This is a genomic window from Methylobacter marinus A45, from assembly GCF_000383855.1.
GTDB classification, from domain to species: domain Bacteria; phylum Pseudomonadota; class Gammaproteobacteria; order Methylococcales; family Methylomonadaceae; genus Methylobacter; species Methylobacter marinus.
In genome coordinates this window covers 4,943,607-4,966,648 of sequence record NZ_KB912877.1, presented here as the reverse complement: position 1 = coordinate 4,966,648, position 23,042 = coordinate 4,943,607, and the positions used below count along the sequence as shown (strand labels likewise).

Genomic DNA, 23,042 nt, shown 5'->3' with positions numbered 1-23,042 from the left:
ATGATTAATGGCTGTGAATGCGCTGGATTCAAAAACGCTTTGCATGGGCAATACGGGGCCGGTTGGAACAGGCCGGCCGTATTTTGAGCCTCGCTGACCGGTCAATCCGCCTTGTGGTATTCCACAATCCGCTCAACCTCGCTTTTCGATCCTAAAACCACGGGCACGCGCTGATGCAGTCCCGTCGGTTTGAGGTCGAGTATGCGCTCGCGTCCGGTCGAGCAGGCGCCGCCGGCTTGTTCGATGATAAAACCGACCGGATTGGCCTCGTACATCAGGCGCAATTTGGCCGGTTTGGCGGGATCGCGTAAATCGAATGGATACAGGAATACGCCGCCGCGGGTCAGAATCCGGTAGACCTCGGCAACCAGGGATGCGACCCAACGCATGTTGAAATTTTTACCGCGCGGGCCTTCCTCGCCTTGCAGGCATTCATCGATATAACGCTGCACAGGCGCTTCCCAGTAACGCTGGTTCGACATGTTGATGGCAAATTCGCAGGTCTCGTTCGGAATGGTCATGTTCGGGTGGGTCAGGATGAATTCGCCGATGTCCTGGTCGAGGGTGAAGCCGTTGACGCCGTGCCCGGTGGTCAGCACCATCATCGTCGACGGACCGTAGAGCACGAAGCCGGCGCAAACCTGGTCGCTGCCTTTTTGCAGAAAATCCTCCAGGGTCGGATCGACGCCTTCCCGGCAGCGCAGTATCGAGAAAATGGTGCCGACGGTCAGGTTGACGTCAATGTTGGAAGAGCCGTCCAGCGGATCGAACAGGGCCAGGTATTTGCCTTTGGGATACTGGCCCGGGATTTTGATGATATCGTCGACCTCTTCCGATGCCATGCCAGACAGGTGCCCGGTCCAGTTCAGGGCGTTGATCATGATGTCGTTGGTGATGATGTCCAGTTTCTTCTGAACCTCGCCCTGCACATTCTCGGATTCGGCGCTGCCCAGCACGCCGATCAGGTCGCCCCGGTTGACCAGATGCGATATCTTCTTGCAGGCGGTTACGATATCGTTGAGCAATAAAGTGAAGGTGCCCGATACGCCCGGCAACTCGCGCTGCTGTTCGATGATGAACTGGGTCAGAGTGATACGATTAGCCATGGTTATATCTCCGTTTTAAGCGTTGTGTTTACAGCTTGGCCGGTAGCTCGGCACTGTAATATGATGTGTTCAGCCGGTTGACTAGCCGAAAGTCGAGCCATTCCAGCCCCAGTATTCGGCCGGACAATTGCTGAATTCGATGTAAACACGGTCGGCCGGGATCTGTAAGGCATCGTTCAATAACTGGCAGAGCGATGACGAGATGGCCTTGGCCTGCGCCGACGTCAGGCCGATGCTTTTACACTCGGCATACGCCAGTGTCTGATCGCTGCCCGCGAAAAGCATGGCCTTGCCGCCTTCTATTTGCACCATGACATAGCGCTCCGGTTTGCCGGTCTGTTGCGCCATCAGTTTTGATAATTGATCCAGCAATTGCGGCGCTTGTTGATCAGGGATGGTTTTGTTGGTGTTTAATTTCAGCAAGGGCATGGCTCTGGCTCCGAAAGTGTTTGCGTTATAAATTCTGGACTAAAGTTTATCTTAAAAAGCCGGTTAGTGAATATGATTCGCCAATCCGTCTGGTTTTTATGTCCGATAAATGCGATGCTCTGTTTCATACATACTTAGGTAAACCGATGACCATCAAATCACTTTTTCATGCGGGTTTTATCACGATGACTTTACTTACAGCCAGCCATGCCGGCGCCTCCGGGAAAAAATTGGCCCCTTGTCCGAACAGCCCAAACTGCGTGTCAAGCCAGGCCGCGGATGAGGCGCATTTTATCGAACCGTTTAAAATCGACGGTAAAGCGGACAATGCCTGGGCGGCATTGAAACAGGCGCTTACCAGCCAGAGCCGCACGGTTATTACCGATGAAACCGAGCATACCCTGCACGCGCAGGCGACCAGCCTGGTTTTCCGTTTTGTCGATGATATCGATGTCCTGCTCGATGCCGAGGCCGGGCTGATTCATGTCCGTTCCGCCTCGCGCATCGGCTACAGCGATCTGGGCGTCAACCGCAAGCGGGTAGAGAAGCTGCGGCATGCCTTGCGGGAAGTTGGCGTTATTGAGTGAGTCGTCGAGCTGGTAAGTTTATGTCCGGCCCAGTGCCTGACGTAATGCCGACGCCAGGTCAGGGTATTGAAACCCGAAACCTTGCGCCAGCAGGCGTTCCGGCATGACGCGTTGACTGCCCAGTACCAGTTCCGACATTTCCCCCAACAAGACTTTTAACAGCCCGGCCGGAACCGGAAGCAGGGCGGGGCGGTTCAGGCAGCGCGCCAGGGTTTGCGTAAACTCGAGATTGCTGACCGGATGGGGGGCGGTTGCGTTATAGGCGCCTTGCATGGAGGTGTCGGTGATCATGGCCTGGGCTATCGCAATCCAGTCCTCGCGGTGTATCCAGGACATCCATTGCCGGCCGCTGCCCAGGCGGCCGCCCAATCCCAGGCGGAACGGCAGCAACAGGCGTTTCAGCAGGCCGCCGCCTGCCGCGATAACCAGGCCGGTCCTGATCAGGCAGACCCTGACGCCGAGCTGTTCGGCTTTTTGCGCCTCCTGTTCCCAGTCGGCGCAAAGCCGGTGCGAGAAATCCGGGTTCGGCGCCGATTGTTCGGTCAGCACGGTATCGCCCTGATCGCCATAATAGCCGATAGCCGAACCGCTGATCAGCACATCCGGCTTGACCGCCATGCGTTCAATGCCGTCAATAAGCTGTCCGGTCAGATTGATGCGGCTGTCCCTGATCAGCTTCTTTCTGGCCTCGGTCCAGCGCGCGTCAAAGATGGGTTCGCCGGCCAGATTGATGATGACCTGATAGGCGTCTTCGGCTTTAAGCTGCTTCAGATCGCCCAGCGCCGCTACGCCGGGGCCGCAGATCGCGGCCACTTTGTCGGGATTGCGGCTTAAAACGGTGACGGCATGCCCCTGCCGGGTCAAATGTTGCGCCAATGCGCGGCCGATAAAGCCGGTTCCGCCTGTGATCAATACGTTCATGGTCCTGTCCTCATAGTCTTTTCTGTTTTAAACGGGTATGGCTTTTGTTAATAGAGTCAATAAAATCGGATAAATTGCTTGTTTAATCTCTTAAATACACTGCCTGTCGGTGTAATAATATTGTTCACCTATTGTTCATATATGGATTGACAAAAAGTTGGGCAGGTCGGTAATTTATTAAGTTTCGACTTTATGAGGCTCATTTTTTATTCAGGATTGGGGCCGAGTGAGGATTTTTTGTTGTGAACAAGGGTCGAATTTTCAGGGCACGTCAAACGCCCGATTGATTGGTTCGTCTTGTTTATTATGTTCTTGGATTTAAAGAACTTTAGGAACGGGAATGAAATAAGACCCGCAATTGAGGCAGGATTTCTGTTCATATTCAAGGCGCGCAAACAGGCGCATAGCAAGCTATGTAACTGTTTGCGCAACGCCGAAGAGGGACAGAAAGACAAGTCAGTTGCGGGAGTTATAAAATTCACGTTCCTTAAACAATCCTCCTCGATAAACCCTCCTTGGTTTCCTTTAAGGAGGGTATTTTTTTACTCTATGAATGGCGAAGCAGATGAGTAATGGTATTCCATCAAAAATATTTCAAGGCGTTAAATTTCTCCTGACGGCTAATTTTTATCTTTCCGTGATTGTGCTAATGATGGGGAGTATTTCATCACTATCGGGCAGCGATGTAATTTTCGATTTTAGTCCGGATTTTTATAATCCACTGCTTAATAATCTGCGCATCATGATGATTTATATGGCTATTTCCGAAATAGGAATTTGTGTCTACGGTATTTTAAGAAAAAAGTTTCAAGCGATTATTCTGACCGGCTTTTTCCTGGTTTTGATTACCGGATCATTGGAGTTTTATGGACAAATCAACAATATACCGATTGATCCGGATTTTCCGCTGTTTTTTTTATATATCGGTTTATCGCATATCTTGTTCGGCGTGCTGGCGAATATAGAAAAAGCCTTGGCAGCCGGACATGAAGACTAGGTATAACTTTTCAGTTAGGATTAGCGAATATCAGTGGCGGGTTTTAACCTCGCCATTATCCCGTCATCCCGATGCGAAACGTTCTGCCCGGGTTATCGTTTAACCAAAGGCTTGATCGTATTTCGGCAATGTGGATATCAATATGAACGATTCAGGGACAAGGTCGTGCATCGGCCGGACGGGTAAACGCATCGCCGGGATGGTTGCTCTGCTTTTATTGGCCGCATGTACCGAATCCGCTCTATTTGCAGTGAATTCACTGGCCAGAACCGATAACTTTGCCTTAGTCGAAGATATCGCCTATGGCCGGCACCCGATGAACCGGCTCGATATGTATTTGCCCGGTGAGGACCAGGCGCCACGTGCCACGGTGGTCTTTTTCTATGGCGGCTGCTGGGGCGGATGCGAGACCAAGAACAAAGAGCACTATGTCTTCGTCGCCCAGGCCCTGACCTCGCACGGCTATGCCGTGGTGATACCGGATTATCGGCGCTATCCGGAAGTCAAATTTGACCGGATTATTGACGATGCCAAGCGCTCTGTCGAATGGCTCAAGGCGAATGGTACTGAGTACGGCGCGGATTCCGACTCTATTTTTCTGATGGGGCATTCGGCCGGCGCGCATCTGGGCGCCATGTTGACGCTTAACGAGGACTATTTGTCGCCTGAAACCTATCAAAGCCTGAAAGGATTTATCGGCCTGGCGGGGCCTTACGATTTTTTACCCTTTACCGAAGCTTATCAAAAGGCAGTGTTTGGTCCGAAGGAAAAATATCCCGCTTCGCAACCGGTCAATTTTGTCCAGGGCACGGAACCGCCCTTGCTTTTACTGTATGGCAACAATGATGCCACGGTAAAACCGATCAATATCAAAAGCCTGAGCGATAAAGTCAGGGGCGCGGCAGGTTGCGTGGAGACACGCTTATATGATGACCTCGATCATATCGATCTGTTGGCGGCGCTGGCCTTGCCGTTACAGGGCATGGAGCCGGTTTTGCCGGATATTATCGAATTTATCGGTTATTATGCGCAGCCGTACGCATCCTGCAAAACCGTATTAACCCATGGATAGTAAATAGTCATGATTAATTAACTCAGGCTATCCATTTTAAATAGCAAAGTCAGTCGATACTTAAGCCCTATATTAATACAGGCACTATTAATTTTCTCTCGATATCGTATTTAATCAGGCTTGCCTTTATTCAAGCATACGCCTCGCTAAAACTAGGCTCAAATACTCCTGGCATGATAAAATCTGCCGTTTTTTTAAATCAGGCCTGATGCCTGATTTTATTAATCCGGCTATTTTCGCTGTACGTTTATACGTTAAGCCTAAATTAAAAAAGCGATGTTAGATTTATTTTGTGCTTGAGAAAATTATCATAATGAAATTGCGTATATTATTTGCCTTATCGATTGCATTATCAGTCATCGGCGGCAAGGCCAATGCCACGACCTATAACTGGCCGGAAAATCCGAACGATACTGTCATTACCGAGTATCCCGATGGCGTGCCTTTAACCCGGGCGGAGCAAGACGAGACCTTGCTGGACGTGGCCAGGCGCTTTCATCTGGGACAAACCGAAATCGTACGCCTGAATCCGGACCTCGATCGCTGGCATGTCAAAAAAGGCGATATTATCCGTATTTCCGACAGGCGTATTCTGCCGGATTCACCACACAAGGGCATTACGCTGAATATCTCCGAATACCGCATGTATTATTATCCGCCGGCAGTAAAGGGCATGCCAAGACAGGTAATGTCTTATGCCCATGGTGTCGGCAGGCAGGACTGGAAAACGCCGTTGGGCGAAACCAAGGTTTCCCGCAAGGTTAAAGATCCCTCATGGTATCCGCCTGAATCGATCCGGCGCGAACACGCGGCCAACGGCGATCCTTTGCCGGCAGTCGTGCCGCCGGGGCCGCACAATCCACTCGGCCAGTATGCGCTGTATCTGGCGTTGCCCGGCGAATACCGCATACACGGTACCGATATCGATAAAATTTTCGGCATCGGCATGCAGATCACGCACGGTTGTGTACGCACCTATCCCGAGGATATACAGGAACTGTACAATCAGGTGCCGGTAGGTACGCCGGTTTACATTGTTAAACAGCCGATTAAAGTGGGATGGCTGGAGAACAAACTCTATATTGAGGCGCATCCTGATTTGGAGGGCGAGGAAATGACGCGTGATCAGCGTTTTGATATGGCGCTGGACCTTATCCGGAAAGCCAATGACGGCGAGTTGCCCGAGTTTGATCAGCAAATCCTGAACGACGCGCTTACCCGACTGGTCGGCGACCCGGTAGCCATTTATGAAAGACTGCCGTTCCTGCCGGGAGAGGAGGATGTAACCGTGCAGCAAGACCTCGGTAATCATCCGGTTATGACCAAGTATTATCGCGGCCCGCAAAATCCGCCTTCCTTATAACGGTTATTGCGTCTTGATTATTCGGTGCGTCTTGCCGGCGCACCGAACAGGCCATTTCGAAGGCTGTCGTTCAACACCGATACAAGCCAGTGGTCCATTCCCGAGGACTGCTTTGCGGCATGCCGATATGTAAGCCCTGGTCGTAATTAATCATTTGGTAAACCCTCGACTATGCCGGGGAGACTTTCATAGGTTTTACTCGTTCCCGCGCTCCTGCTTAATGGGCATCACTCCCACGGAAACGGCCTTAACCTGAAGGGATATAGGGTGTTATTTTTAGCCGAATCCGCCTCTATCAGGTGTCTGAATCAGTTGTTCGCGTAACATCAGTTTATAAACAGAATGAAGCATTCCGCTCATCTAAAAATTAACAAAAATAAAATTCACAACATTTATATAGAAATCGCTATCATATCGTTCACTGGTGAGAAGTGAGCGCAAGCCTACCAATCGATATTATTTGATTTTAAGAGGATTTCATGAAGCAGTTGCTGTTATGGATTTGGTTTTCCGTGTTGTTAATGAGCGGTCAGGCAATGGCCGCGGATCAGCCGAAAGTCGTGGATAAACCGGCAACTGCGGATCAGCCGAAAGCCGTGGATAAACCGGCAAGCACGGATCAGCCGAAAGCCGTGGATAAACCGGCACAAACAGATCAGCCGGGGGGTTCGGATCAGCCGGAAACCGAAGATCAGCCAGCAGCCGAGGGCCAGGCGGAAAACACGGATAAGCCGATAGCAGAGCTTCAGCATAAGGAGAATGCGCCCGCTATCCCGTTCAATGAAAGATTGCAATGCGCGGCTTTCAGTCCCTATGTAGGAGAGCTCAGCCCCGATTACGGCGCTCATCCGTCCCGGGAATTAATCAATGAGTTGCTCGACAAACTGGTCGAGGAAACGCCCTTCCGATGCATCATGACATACGGCGTGATGAATGGATTGGAGTATGTCTTTGCCGCAGCCGAGGCGCGAAATATCAAAGTCATTGCCATCATCTGGCTGGATGATGATGTGGATGTCAATACGCAATCCATTCACAGCGGTATAGAAGTCGCCCGGGCTTTTCCGCAAACGATCGTAAAACTGAGCTGCGGTTCCGAAGTCAGAACGCGGCACGGCAATGCCTTTGACGGTGAGATCACACGCTGTATCGACAGCCTGCGCCAGGCCGGCGTGACTCAGCCTATCACGACGATAGATACCTGGTGGGAATGGTGCAACCGGTCACGGCCTTGTCGACCCAGCAGTTTCGGCAAAACCGTGGACTGGATAGGCACTAATATTTTTCCCTGGTGGGAAAATAAACATTCAGCCATCTTCCCTTGTACGACAGCGAAAAAAGCGCCCGATTTTCATATTGCGCGGCTTAAGGAACTGCGGAAAACCTATCCCAAAAAAGACGTGATTTTGACCGAATTTGGCTGGCCTAATGGACCGGCAGGCGGCACGGAATACAATATTCATACCCGGCAGCATTGCGGTGTGGCCGGTAAGAAAAATCAGCTGAGCGTCGTCGAGCAGACCTTTAAAAAGCTGGCTAAAAACAACTGGTCGGGCGTGGTTTTTGAAGCATTTTCGGAAAACTGGAAGCCCAGCAATGAAGGCAGTTTCGGCAGCTACTGGGGCATTTGTGAAGGAACGCCGCCTTATGCTTGCGCCAAGGAATTAAAGATCAGTCCTTCAAACGCCAGCCCTTCGAAAAAATAGCGTGGCATCGCCGTGAAGCGCAATATAGCGCCGCACGGCGATGCACTTCTGAATATTACACCATGAAGAGCGCGAAGGTTTTAAAATTCAAATGCCTGCCAATGTTTCCGTAGGAATTCATGACGTGACGGGAGAAAATGGCAACATCTTGATTTACTTCGTGTTCTCTGTGTCCTCTGTGATTAATTATTAATTGAGGTTAAATTACCGGTCTGAGAGGTCCGATACCCGTTATCGGGAATAATGTCTTTTTTGAGCTTAAAGCGCGGAGTAATTTCAAAAAAATAAAGTCCAATTCGGTATTTAACACAAACGTGTTACAGACACGTTTTTTTATTGTTTCATATCGAGCAACCAACGGGACTTTATCATGCCATCCAACGCCGAACTACAAGCCAGACTAGCCGCCGCCCTGGAAGCTAAAGGCCCGAATTACCAACCTCGCACGCATCATCTGGAAAACGGCAAGCCGGTTTATATCAACCGGCTGATTTTCGAAGACTCTCCCTATCTGTTGCAACATGCCCATAATCCGGTGGACTGGTTTCCCTGGGGCGATGAGGCCTTTGCCAAGGCCCGGCTGGAAAACAGGCCGGTTTTTCTTTCGATCGGCTACGCCACCTGTCACTGGTGCCATGTCATGGAAGAGGAAAGCTTTGAAAGCCTTTATGTTGCCAAAATCCTGAATGACAATTTCATTTCCATTAAGGTGGACAGGGAGCAGTACCCCGATATCGATCAGATCTACATGACGGCCGTCACCTTGATGACAGGTCACGGCGGCTGGCCGATGTCGACCTTCTTAACCCAGCAAGGCAAACCTTTTTTCGGCGGCACTTATTATCCGGCGGAAACGTTTGCCGACCTGTTGCTGCAAATCATGAAAGTCTGGAACAGCCAGCAACAGACGCTGATTGACCAGGCCGAACAATTAGCCGAGGCGGTGGACCGTGTCACGGCCGCGGAGCACCAGCTCAGCACATTGGAATCCTCGGCCATGCAGGCGGCGGTCGATCAGTTGATGGAACGTTACGATGCACAGGATGGCGGCTTTGGCCCGGCGCCGAAATTTCCGAATGAGCCGGTCCTGTTGCTGTTGCTGCATGCCTATGAACGCAGGCCGGAACCGGCGCTGATTGCCGCCTTGAATCACACGCTGTCGGCGATGGCGCAGGGCGGGATTTATGACCAGGTCGGCGGCGGTTTTCACCGGTATGCCACCGACAGTCATTGGCTGGTGCCGCATTTTGAAAAAATGCTCTACAACCAGGCTTATCTCGCCAGGGTCTATGTCAGAGCCCATGATTTAACCGGCCACCCGCTGCATGTCCGCATAGTCAAACAGACGCTCGATTATGTATTGCGCGAAATGACAACCGCCGAAGGCGTGTTTTATTCCGCGACCGATGCCGACAGCGAAGGCCATGAAGGCGCGTTTTTTATCTGGACGCCGGATGAAATCAAGGCTCTGCTGCCGCCTGACGATGCCTGGTTCGTCATTCACACCTTCGGCCTGACGCCGCAGGGCAATTTTGAAGGCAAGAACATTCCGCATTTGCAGTGTCCGTGGGAGGAAGTCGCCAGGGAAGAGGGCGTTAGTCTAGAACACTTGTTCCGCCGGCTCGATCCGCTGCTGGAAAAACTCAGGCAACACCGCGCGCAACGCATACCGCCGCTGACCGACAATAAAATCATTGTCGCCTGGAACGCCATGCTGATTACCGCGCTGGCCGAGGCCGGAGACAGACTGTCCGAGCCGCGCTATATCGATGCCGCCAGGCATGCGGCCGGCACGCTCTGGAAGAAACAACGGCCCAGGGACGGCGTGCTATGGCGGGTCAGTCTCGATAACAAAGCATCGATTCCCGCCCGCCAGGACGACTATGTGCATTTTAGCGAAGCGTTACTGGCGCTTTATGACGTGACCGGCGAGCCGATGTTTCTGTTGCAGGCCCAGGCGCTGGCCGACGAAATGCTGGACAAGTTTTTGGACAGTGCTTCCGGGGCCTTGGTCATGGGACGCGAGCGGCTGTTATTCAGGCATCCTAAGGACAGTTACGACGGGGCGCTGCCTTCCGGCAATGCGGTTGCCGTGCGTGTGCTGTCAAGACTGGCCAGACGTACGGGAGAGACGGCCTATGCCGACGATGCGGCAAAAATTGTGCAGGCGTTTGCCGACAATATCAATCGACAGCCTTCGGCGTATGCTTATCTGTTGGCGCAACTCGATGAGATGCGGAATGGCGAGATCGGGCCGCGCCAATACGCCGCGCGCGGGGCCGTTAAAATTGAAGCAAGGCCGGTCGAACAACAGGGCAAAAGCACGGTGGCAATCGATCTGAATATCAGGGACGGCTGGCATATCAATGCCCATCAACCCGCGCGGCAAGCGCTGATCGCTACGGAAGTCAAGCTGTTAAACGATTCAGCATGGACTGTCGATACCGTGACTTATCCCGATCCGGTCCTAAAGACGCTGGCATTCGACAAAGATACCCTGGCGCTTTATCAGGGACAGGTACGGATACGAGCCGAACTGTCGCGTCATGACAGCGAAACCCGCGAGCCGCTTAAGTTGAGCCTGCAGCTTCAGGCCTGCAGCCAGGAAGCCTGCCTGCCGCCGGAAACGGTGAACCTAACGGTCTATTAGCAACTGTTCAATGTCGTCAATCATGGTTCTGTAGTCGAGATAATCGACGGCTACAGGCGAAATCCTGCCGTTTCTCACCAGGACCAGCGACGGATAAGAGCAAACGCCAAGGCTTCTTGCCGTTTTTATCTCCTGTTGCAACTGTAAGTCAATTTCACGGCTACCCCGGATATTTCATAAAAAAAGCGGGCAAATCCCGTAGAGTTCGATAAAATTCAGTTGCTTAGATTGAATTTGAACAAGGATTTGCCCGTGCCAAATTGTACCGCAGCTCAAATAGATTTTCCTGCCTTTAAACGCCGCAAAATACAAGCCCAATTCAGCGGCGGAGCCATCACCAGTGATGGTGGTGTGCTGTTGTTAAGAACCATTGACCAACAGCTCCAGTTAACCCAACGGATTGCGGAACAGATGCACGATCCCAGGGATCCTGAGCGCATCCGGCATCCGGTAGTCGACTTGCTGCGACAACGGGTTTATGGTCTGGCCTGCGGCTATGAGGATTTGAACGATCACGATACACTCCGAAACGATATCGCCTTTCAGACGGCCGTGGAAAAGGATCAGGCATTGGGTAGCCGCTCCACCTTGTGCCGGTTCGAACAGCGGGCGGACCGAGGCTTGATGTGGCGGATGCATGAGGAACTACTGGCGCAGTTCATCGCCTCCTATAAGACGCCGCCGAAGTCCCTCATTCTGGATTTCGACGCCACCGATGATCCGGTTCACGGTGAACAGCAAGGGCGTTTTTTCCACGGTTATTACCGGAATTACTGTTTTCTGCCCTTGTATGTCTTTTGCGGTAATCAGTGCCTGGTCAGCTATTTGCGCCCCAGCAATATTGACGGGGCCAAGCACAGCTGGGCGATCCTGGCCTTGCTGGTCAAACGCCTGCGTCAGGTCTGGCCGGACGTTCAGATTATCTTCCGTGGCGATAGCGGCTTTTGTCGGCATCGGATGCTGAACTGGTGCGAGCGGAAGGGCGTCCGCTATATCGTTGGTTTGGCCAAAAACCAGCGCTTGAAGCGTTTGAGTCAACCCTGGATTGAGCAAGCCCGGACACAATATGAGGCAACACAACAGAAACAACGCGTGTTCACCGATTTGCACTATAAAGCCGGCACCTGGCGATGCCGGCGCCGAGTCATCCTCAAAGCCGAACACATGAGTCAAGGCAGCAACCCGCGCTATGTCGTGACCAACCTGGCAGGCGAGGCGCAAACGCTTTACGAACAAGTCTATTGTGCCCGAGGCGAGATGGAAAACCGGATTAAAGAGCAACAACTGGATCTGTTTGCCGACCGTACCAGCTGCAGTCTGTGGTGGCCGAACCAGTTCCGCCTGCTGCTGTCGACGCTGGCCTATACGCTGATCGAGGCCATCCGCCGGATCGCCCTGAACAACACCGAACTGGCGCAGGCCACCTGTGCCACCATTCGCCTGAAACTGTTTAAGATCGGCGCCGTAGTCATCCGCAATACCCGCCGTATTCGGCTGCTGCTGAGCAGTCATTATCCCTTCCAGTCCCTGTTTCGATCTGTCTGCCAGCGCCTGTGCCCTGATTAGCGCTCGGTAAGTGCTGTACCCGGCACGCTATAAACAACGGGGTAAGGGGGAGCTGTGCCTGAAAATCGGCAATCGACCCTGAAAATAGCCCGTTGAACTTCACCTCCAAAAAATATCAGTCGTTTCTGGTCGTCGAGTGCCTCTGAGGGGCGGCTTCATGGGGCTGATGAAATATCCGGGCTACGGTAGTCGCACTCAAATTGTGTCCGATCCAGGCCCGCCTGAGCCGCGCATGCCAGTAATGTGGTATCGAGCGCCGGATTTTGAGCATGTTGATAATAGGCATCCTGAATACAGGCCAGCAGTTTATCCTCAAATTCCACGCCTTGTTTTCTCGCCGCCAATAATGACCGGCAGGCCGGATAGGTCGAGCGGATTGGCGTGTTGTCGCGCCAGAAGTCGAAATTGAATTTGACGCCCGGCACCGTTTGTTCGATGCGCTGCCAGGTTTGTTGTATGCTTTGTTGCAAGGTAGGCGGCATGGGCGTTGTCGAGTCGGCGGCCAGTCCGCCCAGCAGTGTTTGAAAATCTGTTTCCGGCGGCAAGGCCCGCTTCAGGCCGGCCAGACTGGTTTTGAAAGCGTAACACCAACTGCACAATGGATCGTGTATATAATATAAAATTGCGTTCATTTTCATTCCCCTGACAGTTAGGAAACATGCCGGCTTTACATAAAATCTGCACACTCGCCGATCTTGAACCCGGCTTGTGCCGGCAATTTAATTATACCGACGCCTCGGGCACCCTGATTGAAGCGCTGCTGGTAAAAACGGCCGGCACGGTCAGGGCCTATCAAAACGCCTGTCCGCATTGGGAGGTGGAGTTGAACTGGCAGCCGCATGAATTTCTGAATCCGGAGCGGACGCATATCAGCTGCGCCATTCATGGCGCCTTGTTCAGGCTCGAGGACGGCTTGTGTGTTTTCGGCCCTTGCGTCAGACAACAATTAAAGCCGGTTCCGGTTCGGGTGGTGGACGGGGCGATTTATTTGTCGATACCTTAGGCGGCGCCCCGCGGCCTTTACTCTTTCACCATCTCGAGCTCTTTCGGGCGAATCAGTTTGCGTATATCGTCAACCACCAGATACAAGGACGGAATCAGGATCAGCGTGATCAACGTGGCGAACAGGATGCCGAAGCCCATGGAAATGGCCATCGGGATCAGCATGCGTGCCTGTCTCGAGGTTTCAAATATCATTGGCATGATGCCGCAAAAAGTGGTCAGCGTGGTCAGGATAATGGCCCGGAACCGTTGAATGGCCGCCGCCTTGATGATTTCGGCCGCTGTTTTGCTGCTGCCTTTTTGCAGGTAAATAGCATGGTCGATCAAGACCAGCGAATCGTTGACGACGACGCCCGACAGGGCCACGATGCCCAATACACTGATAATGCTCAAGTCATAATCCATCAACAAGTGGCCGAAAATGGCGCCGATAACGCCGAAAGGTATGCTGACGATGACGATAAGCGGCAGGACATAGCTTTGCAGCGGTATCGCCAGCAAGGCATAGATAGCCAGTATCGCGAAGACGAAACTTAACTTCAGGCTGCCCATGCTTTCGGCCATATCCGCCTGCTGTCCTTCAAAGCTGTATTGCAAACCCGGATATTGTTCCAGAAGCCGGGGGAGTTCGGTTGCTTTCAGATCGTTTAAAATCTCGCCGGCCTTGCTTCTGGGGGTGACATTGGCTTTGACCTGCACATTCCGGCGGCCATGGTGCCGGTTAATCTCCATATAGGCATGGCCTCTCTCGATATGCACGACTTCGCGCAGGGGAATTTCCTTGCCCGTGCTGGTCCAGATCAGCAGGTTCTCGATATTCCGCTCGGAAATGCGTTCTTCCTTGGGCGGCCTGACCATGACCTTGAGTTCATTACGCCCGCGTTGCTGGCGCAGCACTTCGGCGCCATAGAAGGCGTTGCGCACCTGCCTTGCCACGCTTTGGGCGGTCAGACCCAGACTTTTGCCTTCCGGCAAAATGGTGAAATCCAGCTGCTGCTTGCCCGGACTGAAGCCATTGTCGACATCTTTCACGATCGGGTAGGCGCGTAGCGCATCGGCCAGCTGGTTGCTGGCTTTCTGGAGCAGTGTGATGTCCTGATGATTCAATTCTATGGTCAGGCTGGAGCCGGAACCGGGCCCGCCGGCATCCGATTCGAACAATAACGAGTCGACCCCGACGATGTCGCCGACCCGCTCGCGCCATTGCAGGTTGAACTGCTCGGTACTGATTATCTTTTCCCGTATTTCCGGCGCGGCCAGATAGGCTCTGATGAGGGCCTTGTGGCTTTCGCCGTCCTTGCCCACTTCTTTAAAAATACCGCGTATCAGTTTATCGCCGTCTTTGATATCAGCAGTCGTCGCGCGTGCGGCGTCGACGATTTTTTGCGCCACCGCCTGGGTTTTTTCAATCGGCGTGCCATACGGCATCATGACCGTGACGCGGGCGAAATCCGCCTCGGTTTTGGGAAACATGGACATGCCCATGCGGCCGCTGAGGGCATAAGACAGTGTCGCGACCAATAATGAAAACGCGGCAATCAGGGTTAAATAGCGGTGCCTCAGCAGCAAATCCAGAAACGGTCCGTAGCTTTCCTGCACCCAATGCTTGAAGGCGCGGCTGAATCGCTGCTGCTGACAGTGAATCCAATACATCACGCCTGATTTTTCGACATCCTTTAAATGGCCGACGTGATTGGGCAGCACAAACAGGCATTCAAACAGCGACAGCAGAAAAACGACGATCACGACCATCGGAATCATGAAAAATATCTTGCCCATCATGCCAGGGATAAAAAACAACGGCATAAAAGTGGCGATATTGGTCAGAATGCTGAACGTGACCGGCGCGGCCAGATCGCGCGCGCCCTGTATGGCGGCCAACAGGGGAGGCATGCCCTGTTGGCGGTAGTGATAGATATTTTCACCGATCACGATGGCATCGTCGACGACAATGCCCAAGGCGATGATAAAGGCGAACAGCGAGATCATGTTCAGCGACACGCCCAGCGCCGGCAAGATCAGAAACGAACCGAGAAACGCGGTAGGGATGCCCATCATGACCCAGAACGCCAGGCGCAGCTCCAGGAACAGGGCCAGGACGATAAAGACCAATGCCAGGCCCATGGCGCTGTTGCGCATCAACAGGTCGACCCGTTGGGCGTATTGCTCGGAGGCATCGTAACGGATGTCGGCACTCAGGCCGTCCGGCAGCTGCACATTGGCCCAGTCAATATGGCGCTTGACGGCTTCCGAGACCTGGATCGGAGTTTGCTCGCCGACACTGTAAACCTGCACCATGACCGCCGGTTCGTCATTATAATCGGCGGTGTAATCGGTATCCTCATAGCCGTCGGTGATGGTGGCGATATCGCCGAGCAGCACCTGGCTGCCGTTGGCGGCTGTAATGATGGGGATGTGTGCAAACTGCTGTCCGTAATCCTTGCGCTCTTTCATGCGGATCAGGATCTCCCCGGTGCTGGTCTTGACGCTGCCGCCCGGCAACTCAACGCTGGCGTTCTGGATGCGCTGGGCGATCTCGGCTAAAGACAGACCGTAACGGCGCCGGTTTTCCTGAGGCACATCGATACTGATTTCCAGCGGCCTGACGCCTTCCAGTTCCACCTGGGTAATGCCGGGATCCTGCAGCAATCGGTCGCGGAATTGTTCGGCGACTTCATGCAGGACACGCTCCTGGGCATGGCCATGAATGACCAGCGTCAAAACCTGGCGCTTGCGTGTCATCACGGTGATCTTGGGCTCTTCGGCATCGACCGGAAAGGTGGTGATGCGTTCGACTTCTTTTTGAATTTCCTGGGTCAGGCGTTGCAAATCGGCATCCGCCATGGCCTCGACCGTGACGGTGCCATTGCCTTCGCTGGCGACGGACCGGACCTCATCGATGCCGTCCAGGCCGCTGACGGCGTCTTCGATGGCGAGCAGCATGCCTTTTTCAACTTCTTCAGGGCTGGCGCCCGGGTAGGCGATGCTGATGCTGACAGCATCGATTTCAAATTCGGGATAGACCTCCTGCTTGATTTTGGTTAAGAACATCAGGCCGCCCAGGATAAATGCCAGCATGAGCAGATTGGCCGCTACCGGGTGGCCGGCCATCCAGCTGATCGATCCGGTGTATTCGATTTTTTTTGATTGCATAAGGATTATTGCCTGTCTGAACTGTCCGGTTCTTCGGCGCGGATACGCATGCCCTGTACCGGGGTGGCCAAATCGCTGGTGATGATGCGGGCATTGTCCGGAAGTTGCGCTTTATCGAGATAAATATAGCCTTGCTCGATCCAGGCCGGATTGACCGTGCGTATGTCCAGGGTCTGCTGATCGGTCATCAACCAAATTTGCCGGCCGTCATGCAAGACGGTTTCGGGCAGGCGGATGACATCGTGCAGCGTTTTGCCCTCGATCTCGACGCGCGCATAAGTGCCCAGCATTAATGGCGGCGCCAGTTTGTTGGCGGGCTTCTGGCTCAGCGGGTCATCGACTTCGATGATCACCTTTGCCATGCGCCCCTCCTGCTCGATTTCAGCCTGCAGGCGCTTGACGACGCCAGTCCGGTAAACGTCTTTGCCCCAGCCTTTTTCATACGATACCTTGACCGGCGAGCCTTGCTCGCTATTGATGCCCGGAATTTGAATCCAGCCCAGCTTATCGACCGGTATCGAGGCGTTGATCCAGAAGGTATCCGTGCCAACCAGTTTCGCCAGCGGCGTACCGGTTGAAAAAGCCGACATCCAGGCGCCCACGTTGGCGTTGCGGGTGGTGATGATGGCATTGAACGGCGCGACGGGACGCGTGCGTTCCAGATCCAGGTGCGCCTGTTTTAACGCCGCTTCGGCTGCGGCCAGCTTGGCTTTGGCGGCATTCAGATGCGGCTTGCGCAATACCAGTTCCTGCTCCTGAGGCGCCAGTTCGCCGCCCAGCAGCTGGAATTCGCGTTTGGAAATGGCCTGCTGTCCCAGTTCCATTTTCAGATCGAATTGCGCCTTGGCCAGCTCGCTCTCCCGTTGCTTGATGGCCAGCCGGTAATCGGTCGGATCCAGCTCGACCAGTTCCTCGCCTTCCTTGAGCATGCCGCCTTCAATAAAATGGGGGCTGACCCTGATTACCATGCCGCTGATTCTTGGCGTCAAATTGACGCTTTGCGAAGGGATGACATTGCCCATCGCATAGACGGCGGTTTGATGATCGATAACCGTTCCCTGCATGACCTCGACCAATGGCGTAACCGGTTGAGGCGGTATGCGGCTGGCACGGGCCTGATGGGTCAGCCAGTAAAAAGACAAGCCGCCGGCCACCGCCATAATCAGCAGTGCGGGCAGTAGTTTTATCAGATGTTTATTCATGCTGCTTATTATCCTTGTAGTCATCGGCTTTTGCCATGGTATCGCCGATAGGAAAGCCGCCGGCCAGTGCCCGGTAAAGGCTGATGCGAAAATCGATCAGCTGCTGCTGCGCGCTCAAGCGGCTGCGTTCCAGGCCTTGCTGGCTCAGCAGGGCCGATAATACGCGCAGGAAATCCATGGCGCCGTAACTGTAACGTAAACGGATTTGTTCGGTGGCCTTGCGTGAGAGCTCGACCTGATTGTCAAGACGTTCGATCAGCCGGTGTTGCTGCTGTTCCTGAATAAGCGCATCCTCCACTTCCTGAACCGACTGGAGCAGGGCGGTTGCGTAATCATCCAGGGCTTCGGCCGAGACGGCCCGGTTACGTTCAACTTCGGCGGTACGGCGTCCGCCGTCGATTAACGGCATGACCAGATTGCCGGCGATGGTCGCCATCCAGTTGTTAAACAGCGATTGCAGGTCCGGCGCGGAGGTGTTCACGCTCGCGGACAGGCTGAGTTTGGGGAAACGGTCGGCAATGGCCGAGGCAATGCGTTGGTCGGCCGCTTGCACGAGGAAATAGGCCCGGCGTACATCCGGCCGCCGCTGCATCAACGCGGCGCTTAAGCCGGTGTCGGGGATAGGCGGCAGCGCGGGAAAACTGTCCTGGGGAGGAATCTCGACCGTGCCGGGCGCTTTACCGATCAGTACCGCCAGGGCATTTTCCAGGACCTTGATGTTGGCGACGACGGTATGTCTGTCGCCGATCACGGATTCCAGCAGCTGGTTTTGCTGGAAGACATCGGCGGCTGTCGCCTGGCCGCTGCGAAACCGCGTGATGACGAGATCGGCATTGTCGCGGTTGATTTGTATTTGGCGCTCCAGCAGTCGGAGTTGATTGCGCTGTTCGATCAGGCGGTACCAGGTGCTGGCAATTTCGGCGGTCAGCGAAATCGCGATGCTGTCTACATCTTCCCGGGCGGCGTTGGCATCGAGCTCCGCGGCATGAATATTGGCGCGGATGCGGCCCCAAAGATCCAGTTCATAGCTGGCCGCCAGGCCGAAAAGATAGTTATTGGTGGATAGGCGTGTATCGGATCTTTCCGAAGCGCTGAATTCGCCGTTTAGCTGCGGAATGAGTTCGGCGCCGTTTATTTTTGCGATCGCTCTGAACTGTTCAAGGCGGTTGAAGACGGCCGACAGCGTGAAGTTTTCGCTCAGCGCCTGATCGATGAGCCGGTTCAGGGCGGCATCATTAAAAGCCAGCCACCACTTTTCGGGCAAGGGCGTTTGTCCGCTGGCTGAAAACGTGTCCGGCAGACTGACCGGCGCAGGCACGTCTTTGACTGCGACAGAGCAGGAAAGGGTTGTCATGACCAACAAGGATGCCAGCAATCTTGCAGGGCTGACGGAAGCGGCCGGTTTTCGTCCGCCTGGCATTTTTTCTTTTTGGATGGGGTGTTTTATCATTGATTAAGGTTTGTGCTTGTCAAACGCGGCCTTGTTGTTTTGGGCTCCGACTATAGCGGTAAATAGCTCAAACAATATGCAGCAATTGTGCAAACAATAAGGAAGTTTTAAACGCCGGTTCTTGCAGGCCGGTGATAACGGCAGTCATGCCTGTGGCCTGCGCTTGTTGGCGTCGCGAAGAGCGGCAATGCCTGCCAGCGAAAAACGCACGACATGGTCGGCAAATGCGTCTGCATCTTTCAAATCCATGACATAGCGGCGGTTTTCCTCGTTGAACCTGATATGCTTGACCGTTAACAGATGGAAGCATTGCCCGACGATACTGGCATGGCAAAACTGGATCTGTCTGGCGGTCGCATCAGGCCCTAATAATTCACCAATCAGCTCATTTAACGCCTGGCGTTCCGGATTGATTTCCTGCGCCATTATTTGTTGCAGCAGGCTGGTCTGTTGCGCCATTTCCCTGTGCACGATGGCAAAAAAATGCGAATCGGGATCGGCGATGCGCGCGATCAATGATTTGATGCGGCCGGCCAGGCGGACCTCGGCCGGCGTGTCGGCAGCAAGGCCGTCGTCGGACGGATGGGCTTTCAGGTCCTCCTGAAAGGCATGGCGCCAGGCTTCAAGATAGAGGTTTTCCTTGTCGTGGAAGTGATAATTGACCGAAGCGATATTGGTTTGGGCCTGCTCGCATATTTCCGCAATCGTGGCGTCCTGATAACCTTTCTCGGCAAAGATGCGGCTGGCCGCGACCAGCAGGCGCTGGCGCGTTTTTAACGGCTGTTTTACAGGATCGGGCATGAGAGAAAAGATAGATTTCTAATAACGATTTCAAATGGTCGTTTGAAATATACATGAAACCGGCGTTAAGTAAAAATTTAATGCTGAATATAAGTCACTGATGTTACGCATGAGTGGTTTCATCCCGTTTGCCGCGCCGAGCACCGCAGCTTTCGCCGAGAATAGCCCGAAGGGGCGCTTCAGGGATGAAGCGCGTTGCCAAAGGGACAGGAGTCCCTTTTGGCAACCCTCGGCGAAAGCGAGGAGCACAGGATGCAAGCGGCAACCGGGCGGCCTTTTCTTTGGTTACTTTCTTTTGGCCGCGCAAAAGAAAGTAACTCGCCTTCGGGTGCGATAAACCCGATTAAATAAAACCGTCGCGCTAGCGACACCTTAAATTAAATCGATCTAACTTCAACTGACTGTGTAACATCAGTAAGTCATTAAAAATTCAGCTAGGCTTATAGAGGTGAGGCCGGAGAGAATGGTTTAAGCGACAAGGGTAAACAGCCAGCCGTTCCGCAACACCGGTTATTAATCGTGCCATATGCAGTATAATTCGCCGGACTTTTATGGATGGGCTTCCGTTGTTGAATTTCGTCACGCAACATGCTGCCGGAACCGGTTTTTATCTTTATTGTTTTTTGATCAATTGAATTTATGTGTATCGATGGATTTGTTCTCGTTAAAGAGAGACTGGATGAAAGAGACTTTTTGAAAAGAAACAGGTTTCGCTGCTGTATGGATTCGACCACGTATCGGGGCAACTGATGGATGTCGCTTCCCTGATCGGCTTTCTGCTCGGCGTGGGCATTATCGTTGCCGCCATATCCACCAGCAGCGATATCATGTTATTTGTCGATCTGCCGTCTATACTGATTGTGATCGGCGGAACCTTTGGCACCTCATTGATGCGGATTCCCATTACGGATTTTTTTCGCTCGTTTCATGTGGTGGCGAAAGCTTTCTTTAATAAAAAAGAAAACCCTCTGGATTTAATTGAAGATGCGGTGCGCCTTTCCAATATAGCAAGAAAAAACGGCTTGCTGGCGTTGGAAGATGAAGATATTTCCAATGCTTTTTTGAAAAAGGGGATCAATTTATGTGTCGACGGCCACGATCCTGTTTTCGTCAGGAAGATGCTCGCTCAGGAAATCAATCAAATGATTGCCCGCAATGAAGTCGGCCAATACATGTGGAAAGGGGTTGCCGATCTGGCGCCGGCCATGGGCATGATCGGTACCTTGATCGGTTTGGTGCAGATGTTGGCCAATATGTCCGATCCGTCCAGCATCGGGCCCGCCATGGCGGTGGCGCTGTTAACGACGCTGTACGGTGCCATGATCGCCAACTGTTTCGCATTGCCTATCGTCGATAAACTGTCGACCGTACTGTTATATGAGAGAACCAACATGGAGCTGATTCTTGAAACCATTAATAGCATCCAGGAAGGCATGAATCCAAAAATACTGGAAGCGTTATTGATGTCGTATATTTCCGATAAAGACCGCAAAAAGGACGGAGAGTAATGCAACATGGCTGATCAACGTCGTTCCAAGTGTCGGCCTGGCGCACCGGCCTGGTTGGCGACATTTGCCGATCTTTGCACGTTGCTGCTGTGCTTTTTTGTATTGCTGCTTTCATCGGCTACCCAGGATATCAGGAAATTCAAGCAGATAGCCGGTTCCATGAAAAGCGCGTTTGGCGTGCAGAACGAAGTCTTCCAGACCGATACGCCCATGGGCACCAGCGTTATTGAGCAGAACTTTTCGCCGTCACTGGCGGACCCCGCCATGCTGGACGAAGCCAGACAGGCAATGCCCGAGCAAACGCTAACCCGGGATACTGATATTGAAGCGCTTAAAAAACAGGTTATGGCAGCCAAGCTGGCTGAAATTGAAGATGAAGCGGAAAGAATCAGGGAACTGTTGAAAGAGGAGATTCGCCAAGGTCTGGTATCGGTAGAAGCCAACGGCTTAAAAATCGTCATGCGGATTCAGGAAAAGGGCTCGTTTCCCTCCGGCAGCGCCGAGCTTCAGGGCGGATTTGCCGCCGTCATGGATAAAATCACCGCCGCCGCCGCGAAAGCAAACGGCCTGGTGCAGATTTCCGGGCATACCGATGATGTGCCGATTACCAACAGCAGCTACCGCTCCAATTGGGAATTGGCGTCATCGCGCGCGGTGACGGTGGCGCTGCACATGCTCCATAACAACGGTATCGACAAAGAGCGTGTGGTTGTACAAGGTTATGCGGATACTCAACCGTTGGTGCCCAATACATCCGAAGAAAACCGGGCCAGAAACAGACGCGTGGAAGTTGTCATCGTTGAGACGGACCCCACTTTGGACTTGGAACGAAAAAAGCTGGCTGGCGCCGATTCGTTAGTCGACACGGACAAAATAAATTAAAGGCTATCAAGGTAGGGGACATGACGGGTTCTAAAGAGAAACGGCGATTTTTTCGCATTGATGATGAAGTTGATCTGTTCTACAGGAAAATCGATCAACACGAGGCGGCGGGAGCGGGGCCGGCCGAAAATAATGTCTTGACGCATTACTCGCTGTCCGCTGCCCTGGAAATGCTGTCGCAGGAATCGACCGTGCTTTTGCGCCGGCTGGAAAAGAGCCAGCCTGACGTCGTCAATTATTTGAAATTGATCGATCGTAAAATTGGCCTGCTGGCGCAGGCCATCATCACGCAGGATAGCGCCTTTAGAGAAAAAAATGCGCGTAACGTAAACCTCAGCGCGGCCGGCCTGGCTTTTGAAAGTGAAGAAGCGCTTAAGCCCGGTGAGTTTCTGGAAATCAAAATGTGGCTGGTCTCCTGCATGGCCATGATCGTGACCTACGGCAAGGTGATTTACTGCAATGAACAGCCTGCCGCTGACGGCCGGTATCCCTATAGAATCGGCGTTGATTATATCGGCATGGAAGAGCAGGACCGAGAATTGTTGATCAAGCATGTGGTCAAAAGGCAATTGCAGCAGATCCGTGATAAAAAAGAAGCGGGTCATCAGTCATGACAAAGAGGTATCGAACATTTTGGCTTTTAACAT

At 53.1% G+C, this 23,042-nt stretch carries 19 protein-coding genes; 11 read left to right on the top strand and 8 right to left on the bottom strand.

The window, feature by feature from the left end:
* Window positions 1–101: 101 nt before the first annotated feature.
* Window positions 102–1,106 (bottom strand): class 1 fructose-bisphosphatase, encoded by a 1,005-nt coding sequence (locus METMA_RS0123445; RefSeq protein ID WP_020161566.1) that lies wholly within the window; start codon window positions 1,104–1,106, stop codon window positions 102–104.
* Window positions 1,107–1,187: 81 nt separating this feature from the next.
* Window positions 1,188–1,535: a phenylpyruvate tautomerase MIF-related protein gene (locus METMA_RS0123440; protein WP_020161565.1), complete on the bottom strand. Its 348-nt coding sequence runs from the start codon at window positions 1,533–1,535 to the stop codon at window positions 1,188–1,190.
* Between the two features lie 146 nt (window positions 1,536–1,681).
* Between METMA_RS0123440 and METMA_RS0123435 the strand changes: the two genes are divergently transcribed.
* Window positions 1,682–2,122, top strand: coding sequence for a DUF1499 domain-containing protein (locus tag METMA_RS0123435; protein WP_156830612.1), 441 nt, complete (start codon window positions 1,682–1,684; stop codon window positions 2,120–2,122).
* An 18-nt stretch (window positions 2,123–2,140) separates the two neighbouring features.
* Here the strand turns inward: METMA_RS0123435 and METMA_RS0123430 are convergent, their stop codons facing one another.
* On the bottom strand, window positions 2,141–3,043 hold the full coding sequence (locus tag METMA_RS0123430; RefSeq protein WP_020161563.1) for a TIGR01777 family oxidoreductase: 903 nt from the start codon (window positions 3,041–3,043) through the stop codon (window positions 2,141–2,143).
* Between the two features lie 565 nt (window positions 3,044–3,608).
* On the opposite strand from METMA_RS0123430, the gene METMA_RS0123420 reads away from it, so the two are divergent.
* The 6 genes from METMA_RS0123420 (at window position 3,609) to METMA_RS0123395 (ending at window position 12,397) form a co-directional block, all read left to right on the top strand.
* A complete protein-coding gene (locus METMA_RS0123420) occupies window positions 3,609–4,040 on the top strand; it encodes a hypothetical protein (RefSeq protein ID WP_020161561.1) in 432 nt (143 codons plus the stop codon).
* Window positions 4,041–4,182: 142 nt separating this feature from the next.
* A complete protein-coding gene (locus METMA_RS0123415; RefSeq protein WP_084254177.1) occupies window positions 4,183–5,112 on the top strand; it encodes an alpha/beta hydrolase in 930 nt (309 codons plus the stop codon).
* A 313-nt stretch (window positions 5,113–5,425) separates the two neighbouring features.
* Window positions 5,426–6,475 (top strand): L,D-transpeptidase family protein, encoded by a 1,050-nt coding sequence (locus METMA_RS0123410; RefSeq protein WP_040590818.1) that lies wholly within the window; start codon window positions 5,426–5,428, stop codon window positions 6,473–6,475.
* Between the two features lie 479 nt (window positions 6,476–6,954).
* The gene (locus tag METMA_RS25535) at window positions 6,955–8,181 is read left to right on the top strand and encodes a glycoside hydrolase family 17 protein (RefSeq protein ID WP_020161558.1); all 1,227 of its coding nucleotides are present in this window, start codon (window positions 6,955–6,957) and stop codon (window positions 8,179–8,181) included.
* Between the two features lie 370 nt (window positions 8,182–8,551).
* Window positions 8,552–10,831 (top strand): thioredoxin domain-containing protein, encoded by a 2,280-nt coding sequence (locus tag METMA_RS0123400; RefSeq protein ID WP_020161557.1) that lies wholly within the window; start codon window positions 8,552–8,554, stop codon window positions 10,829–10,831.
* Window positions 10,832–11,083: 252 nt separating this feature from the next.
* Window positions 11,084–12,397: an IS1380 family transposase gene (locus METMA_RS0123395; protein ID WP_020158288.1), complete on the top strand. Its 1,314-nt coding sequence runs from the start codon at window positions 11,084–11,086 to the stop codon at window positions 12,395–12,397.
* Between the two features lie 155 nt (window positions 12,398–12,552).
* On the opposite strand, the gene METMA_RS25530 is transcribed toward METMA_RS0123395, so the two are convergent.
* Entirely contained in the window at window positions 12,553–13,029 is a 477-nt protein-coding gene (locus tag METMA_RS25530) for a DsbA family protein (RefSeq protein WP_232216421.1), read from the bottom strand.
* Between the two features lie 26 nt (window positions 13,030–13,055).
* Between METMA_RS25530 and METMA_RS0123385 the strand changes: the two genes are divergently transcribed.
* Window positions 13,056–13,400, top strand: a complete 345-nt coding sequence (locus tag METMA_RS0123385; RefSeq protein WP_020161555.1) for a Rieske (2Fe-2S) protein — start codon at window positions 13,056–13,058, stop codon at window positions 13,398–13,400.
* Window positions 13,401–13,417: 17 nt separating this feature from the next.
* Here the strand turns inward: METMA_RS0123385 and METMA_RS0123380 are convergent, their stop codons facing one another.
* From METMA_RS0123380 to METMA_RS0123360, 4 genes are all read right to left on the bottom strand, one after another.
* Complete coding sequence (locus METMA_RS0123380; protein ID WP_020161554.1) at window positions 13,418–16,552, bottom strand: efflux RND transporter permease subunit; 3,135 nt, start codon at window positions 16,550–16,552, stop codon at window positions 13,418–13,420.
* 5 nt (window positions 16,553–16,557) lie between these two features.
* Window positions 16,558–17,754, bottom strand: coding sequence for an efflux RND transporter periplasmic adaptor subunit (locus METMA_RS0123375; protein WP_020161553.1), 1,197 nt, complete (start codon window positions 17,752–17,754; stop codon window positions 16,558–16,560).
* Entirely contained in the window at window positions 17,747–19,108 is a 1,362-nt protein-coding gene (locus METMA_RS25525) for an efflux transporter outer membrane subunit (RefSeq protein WP_020161552.1), read from the bottom strand. The genes METMA_RS0123375 and METMA_RS25525 overlap by 8 nt, the downstream gene beginning before the upstream one ends.
* A gap of 240 nt (window positions 19,109–19,348) precedes the next feature.
* Entirely contained in the window at window positions 19,349–20,005 is a 657-nt protein-coding gene (locus METMA_RS0123360; RefSeq protein ID WP_020161550.1) for a CerR family C-terminal domain-containing protein, read from the bottom strand.
* 749 nt (window positions 20,006–20,754) lie between these two features.
* Between METMA_RS0123360 and METMA_RS0123350 the strand changes: the two genes are divergently transcribed.
* From METMA_RS0123350 to METMA_RS0123340, 3 genes are read left to right on the top strand one after another with little or no spacing between them, the layout of a single operon-like run.
* Window positions 20,755–21,513, top strand: coding sequence for a MotA/TolQ/ExbB proton channel family protein (locus METMA_RS0123350; RefSeq protein WP_020161549.1), 759 nt, complete (start codon window positions 20,755–20,757; stop codon window positions 21,511–21,513).
* Between the two features lie 6 nt (window positions 21,514–21,519).
* The gene (locus METMA_RS0123345) at window positions 21,520–22,395 is read left to right on the top strand and encodes a MotB family protein (protein WP_051114381.1); all 876 of its coding nucleotides are present in this window, start codon (window positions 21,520–21,522) and stop codon (window positions 22,393–22,395) included.
* 20 nt (window positions 22,396–22,415) lie between these two features.
* Window positions 22,416–23,009: a PilZ domain-containing protein gene (locus tag METMA_RS0123340; protein WP_020161547.1), complete on the top strand. Its 594-nt coding sequence runs from the start codon at window positions 22,416–22,418 to the stop codon at window positions 23,007–23,009.
* The last annotated feature ends 33 nt before the right edge of the window (window positions 23,010–23,042 follow it).

Bases quoted from the DNA above. Each gene is read 5' to 3' on its own strand.
- METMA_RS0123345 (WP_051114381.1), top strand. From the start codon at position 21,520: ATGGCTGATCAACGTCGTTCCAAGTGTCGGCCTGGCGCACCGGCCTGG.
- METMA_RS0123385 (WP_020161555.1), top strand. From the start codon at position 13,056: ATGCCGGCTTTACATAAAATCTGCACACTCGCCGATCTTGAACCCGGC.
- METMA_RS0123445 (WP_020161566.1), bottom strand. From the start codon at position 1,106: ATGGCTAATCGTATCACTCTGACCCAGTTCATCATCGAACAGCAGCGC.
- METMA_RS0123410 (WP_040590818.1), top strand. From the start codon at position 5,426: ATGAAATTGCGTATATTATTTGCCTTATCGATTGCATTATCAGTCATC.
- METMA_RS25530 (WP_232216421.1), bottom strand. From the start codon at position 13,029: ATGAACGCAATTTTATATTATATACACGATCCATTGTGCAGTTGGTGT.
- METMA_RS0123340 (WP_020161547.1), top strand. From the start codon at position 22,416: ATGACGGGTTCTAAAGAGAAACGGCGATTTTTTCGCATTGATGATGAA.
- METMA_RS0123420 (WP_020161561.1), top strand. From the start codon at position 3,609: ATGAGTAATGGTATTCCATCAAAAATATTTCAAGGCGTTAAATTTCTC.
- METMA_RS0123350 (WP_020161549.1), top strand. From the start codon at position 20,755: ATGGATGTCGCTTCCCTGATCGGCTTTCTGCTCGGCGTGGGCATTATC.
- METMA_RS25525 (WP_020161552.1), bottom strand. From the start codon at position 19,108: ATGACAACCCTTTCCTGCTCTGTCGCAGTCAAAGACGTGCCTGCGCCG.
- METMA_RS0123380 (WP_020161554.1), bottom strand. From the start codon at position 16,552: ATGCAATCAAAAAAAATCGAATACACCGGATCGATCAGCTGGATGGCC.
- METMA_RS0123400 (WP_020161557.1), top strand. From the start codon at position 8,552: ATGCCATCCAACGCCGAACTACAAGCCAGACTAGCCGCCGCCCTGGAA.
- METMA_RS0123435 (WP_156830612.1), top strand. From the start codon at position 1,682: ATGACCATCAAATCACTTTTTCATGCGGGTTTTATCACGATGACTTTA.
- METMA_RS0123415 (WP_084254177.1), top strand. From the start codon at position 4,183: ATGAACGATTCAGGGACAAGGTCGTGCATCGGCCGGACGGGTAAACGC.
- METMA_RS0123430 (WP_020161563.1), bottom strand. From the start codon at position 3,043: ATGAACGTATTGATCACAGGCGGAACCGGCTTTATCGGCCGCGCATTG.
- METMA_RS0123440 (WP_020161565.1), bottom strand. From the start codon at position 1,535: ATGCCCTTGCTGAAATTAAACACCAACAAAACCATCCCTGATCAACAA.
- METMA_RS0123375 (WP_020161553.1), bottom strand. From the start codon at position 17,754: ATGAATAAACATCTGATAAAACTACTGCCCGCACTGCTGATTATGGCG.
- METMA_RS0123360 (WP_020161550.1), bottom strand. From the start codon at position 20,005: ATGCCCGATCCTGTAAAACAGCCGTTAAAAACGCGCCAGCGCCTGCTG.
- METMA_RS25535 (WP_020161558.1), top strand. From the start codon at position 6,955: ATGAAGCAGTTGCTGTTATGGATTTGGTTTTCCGTGTTGTTAATGAGC.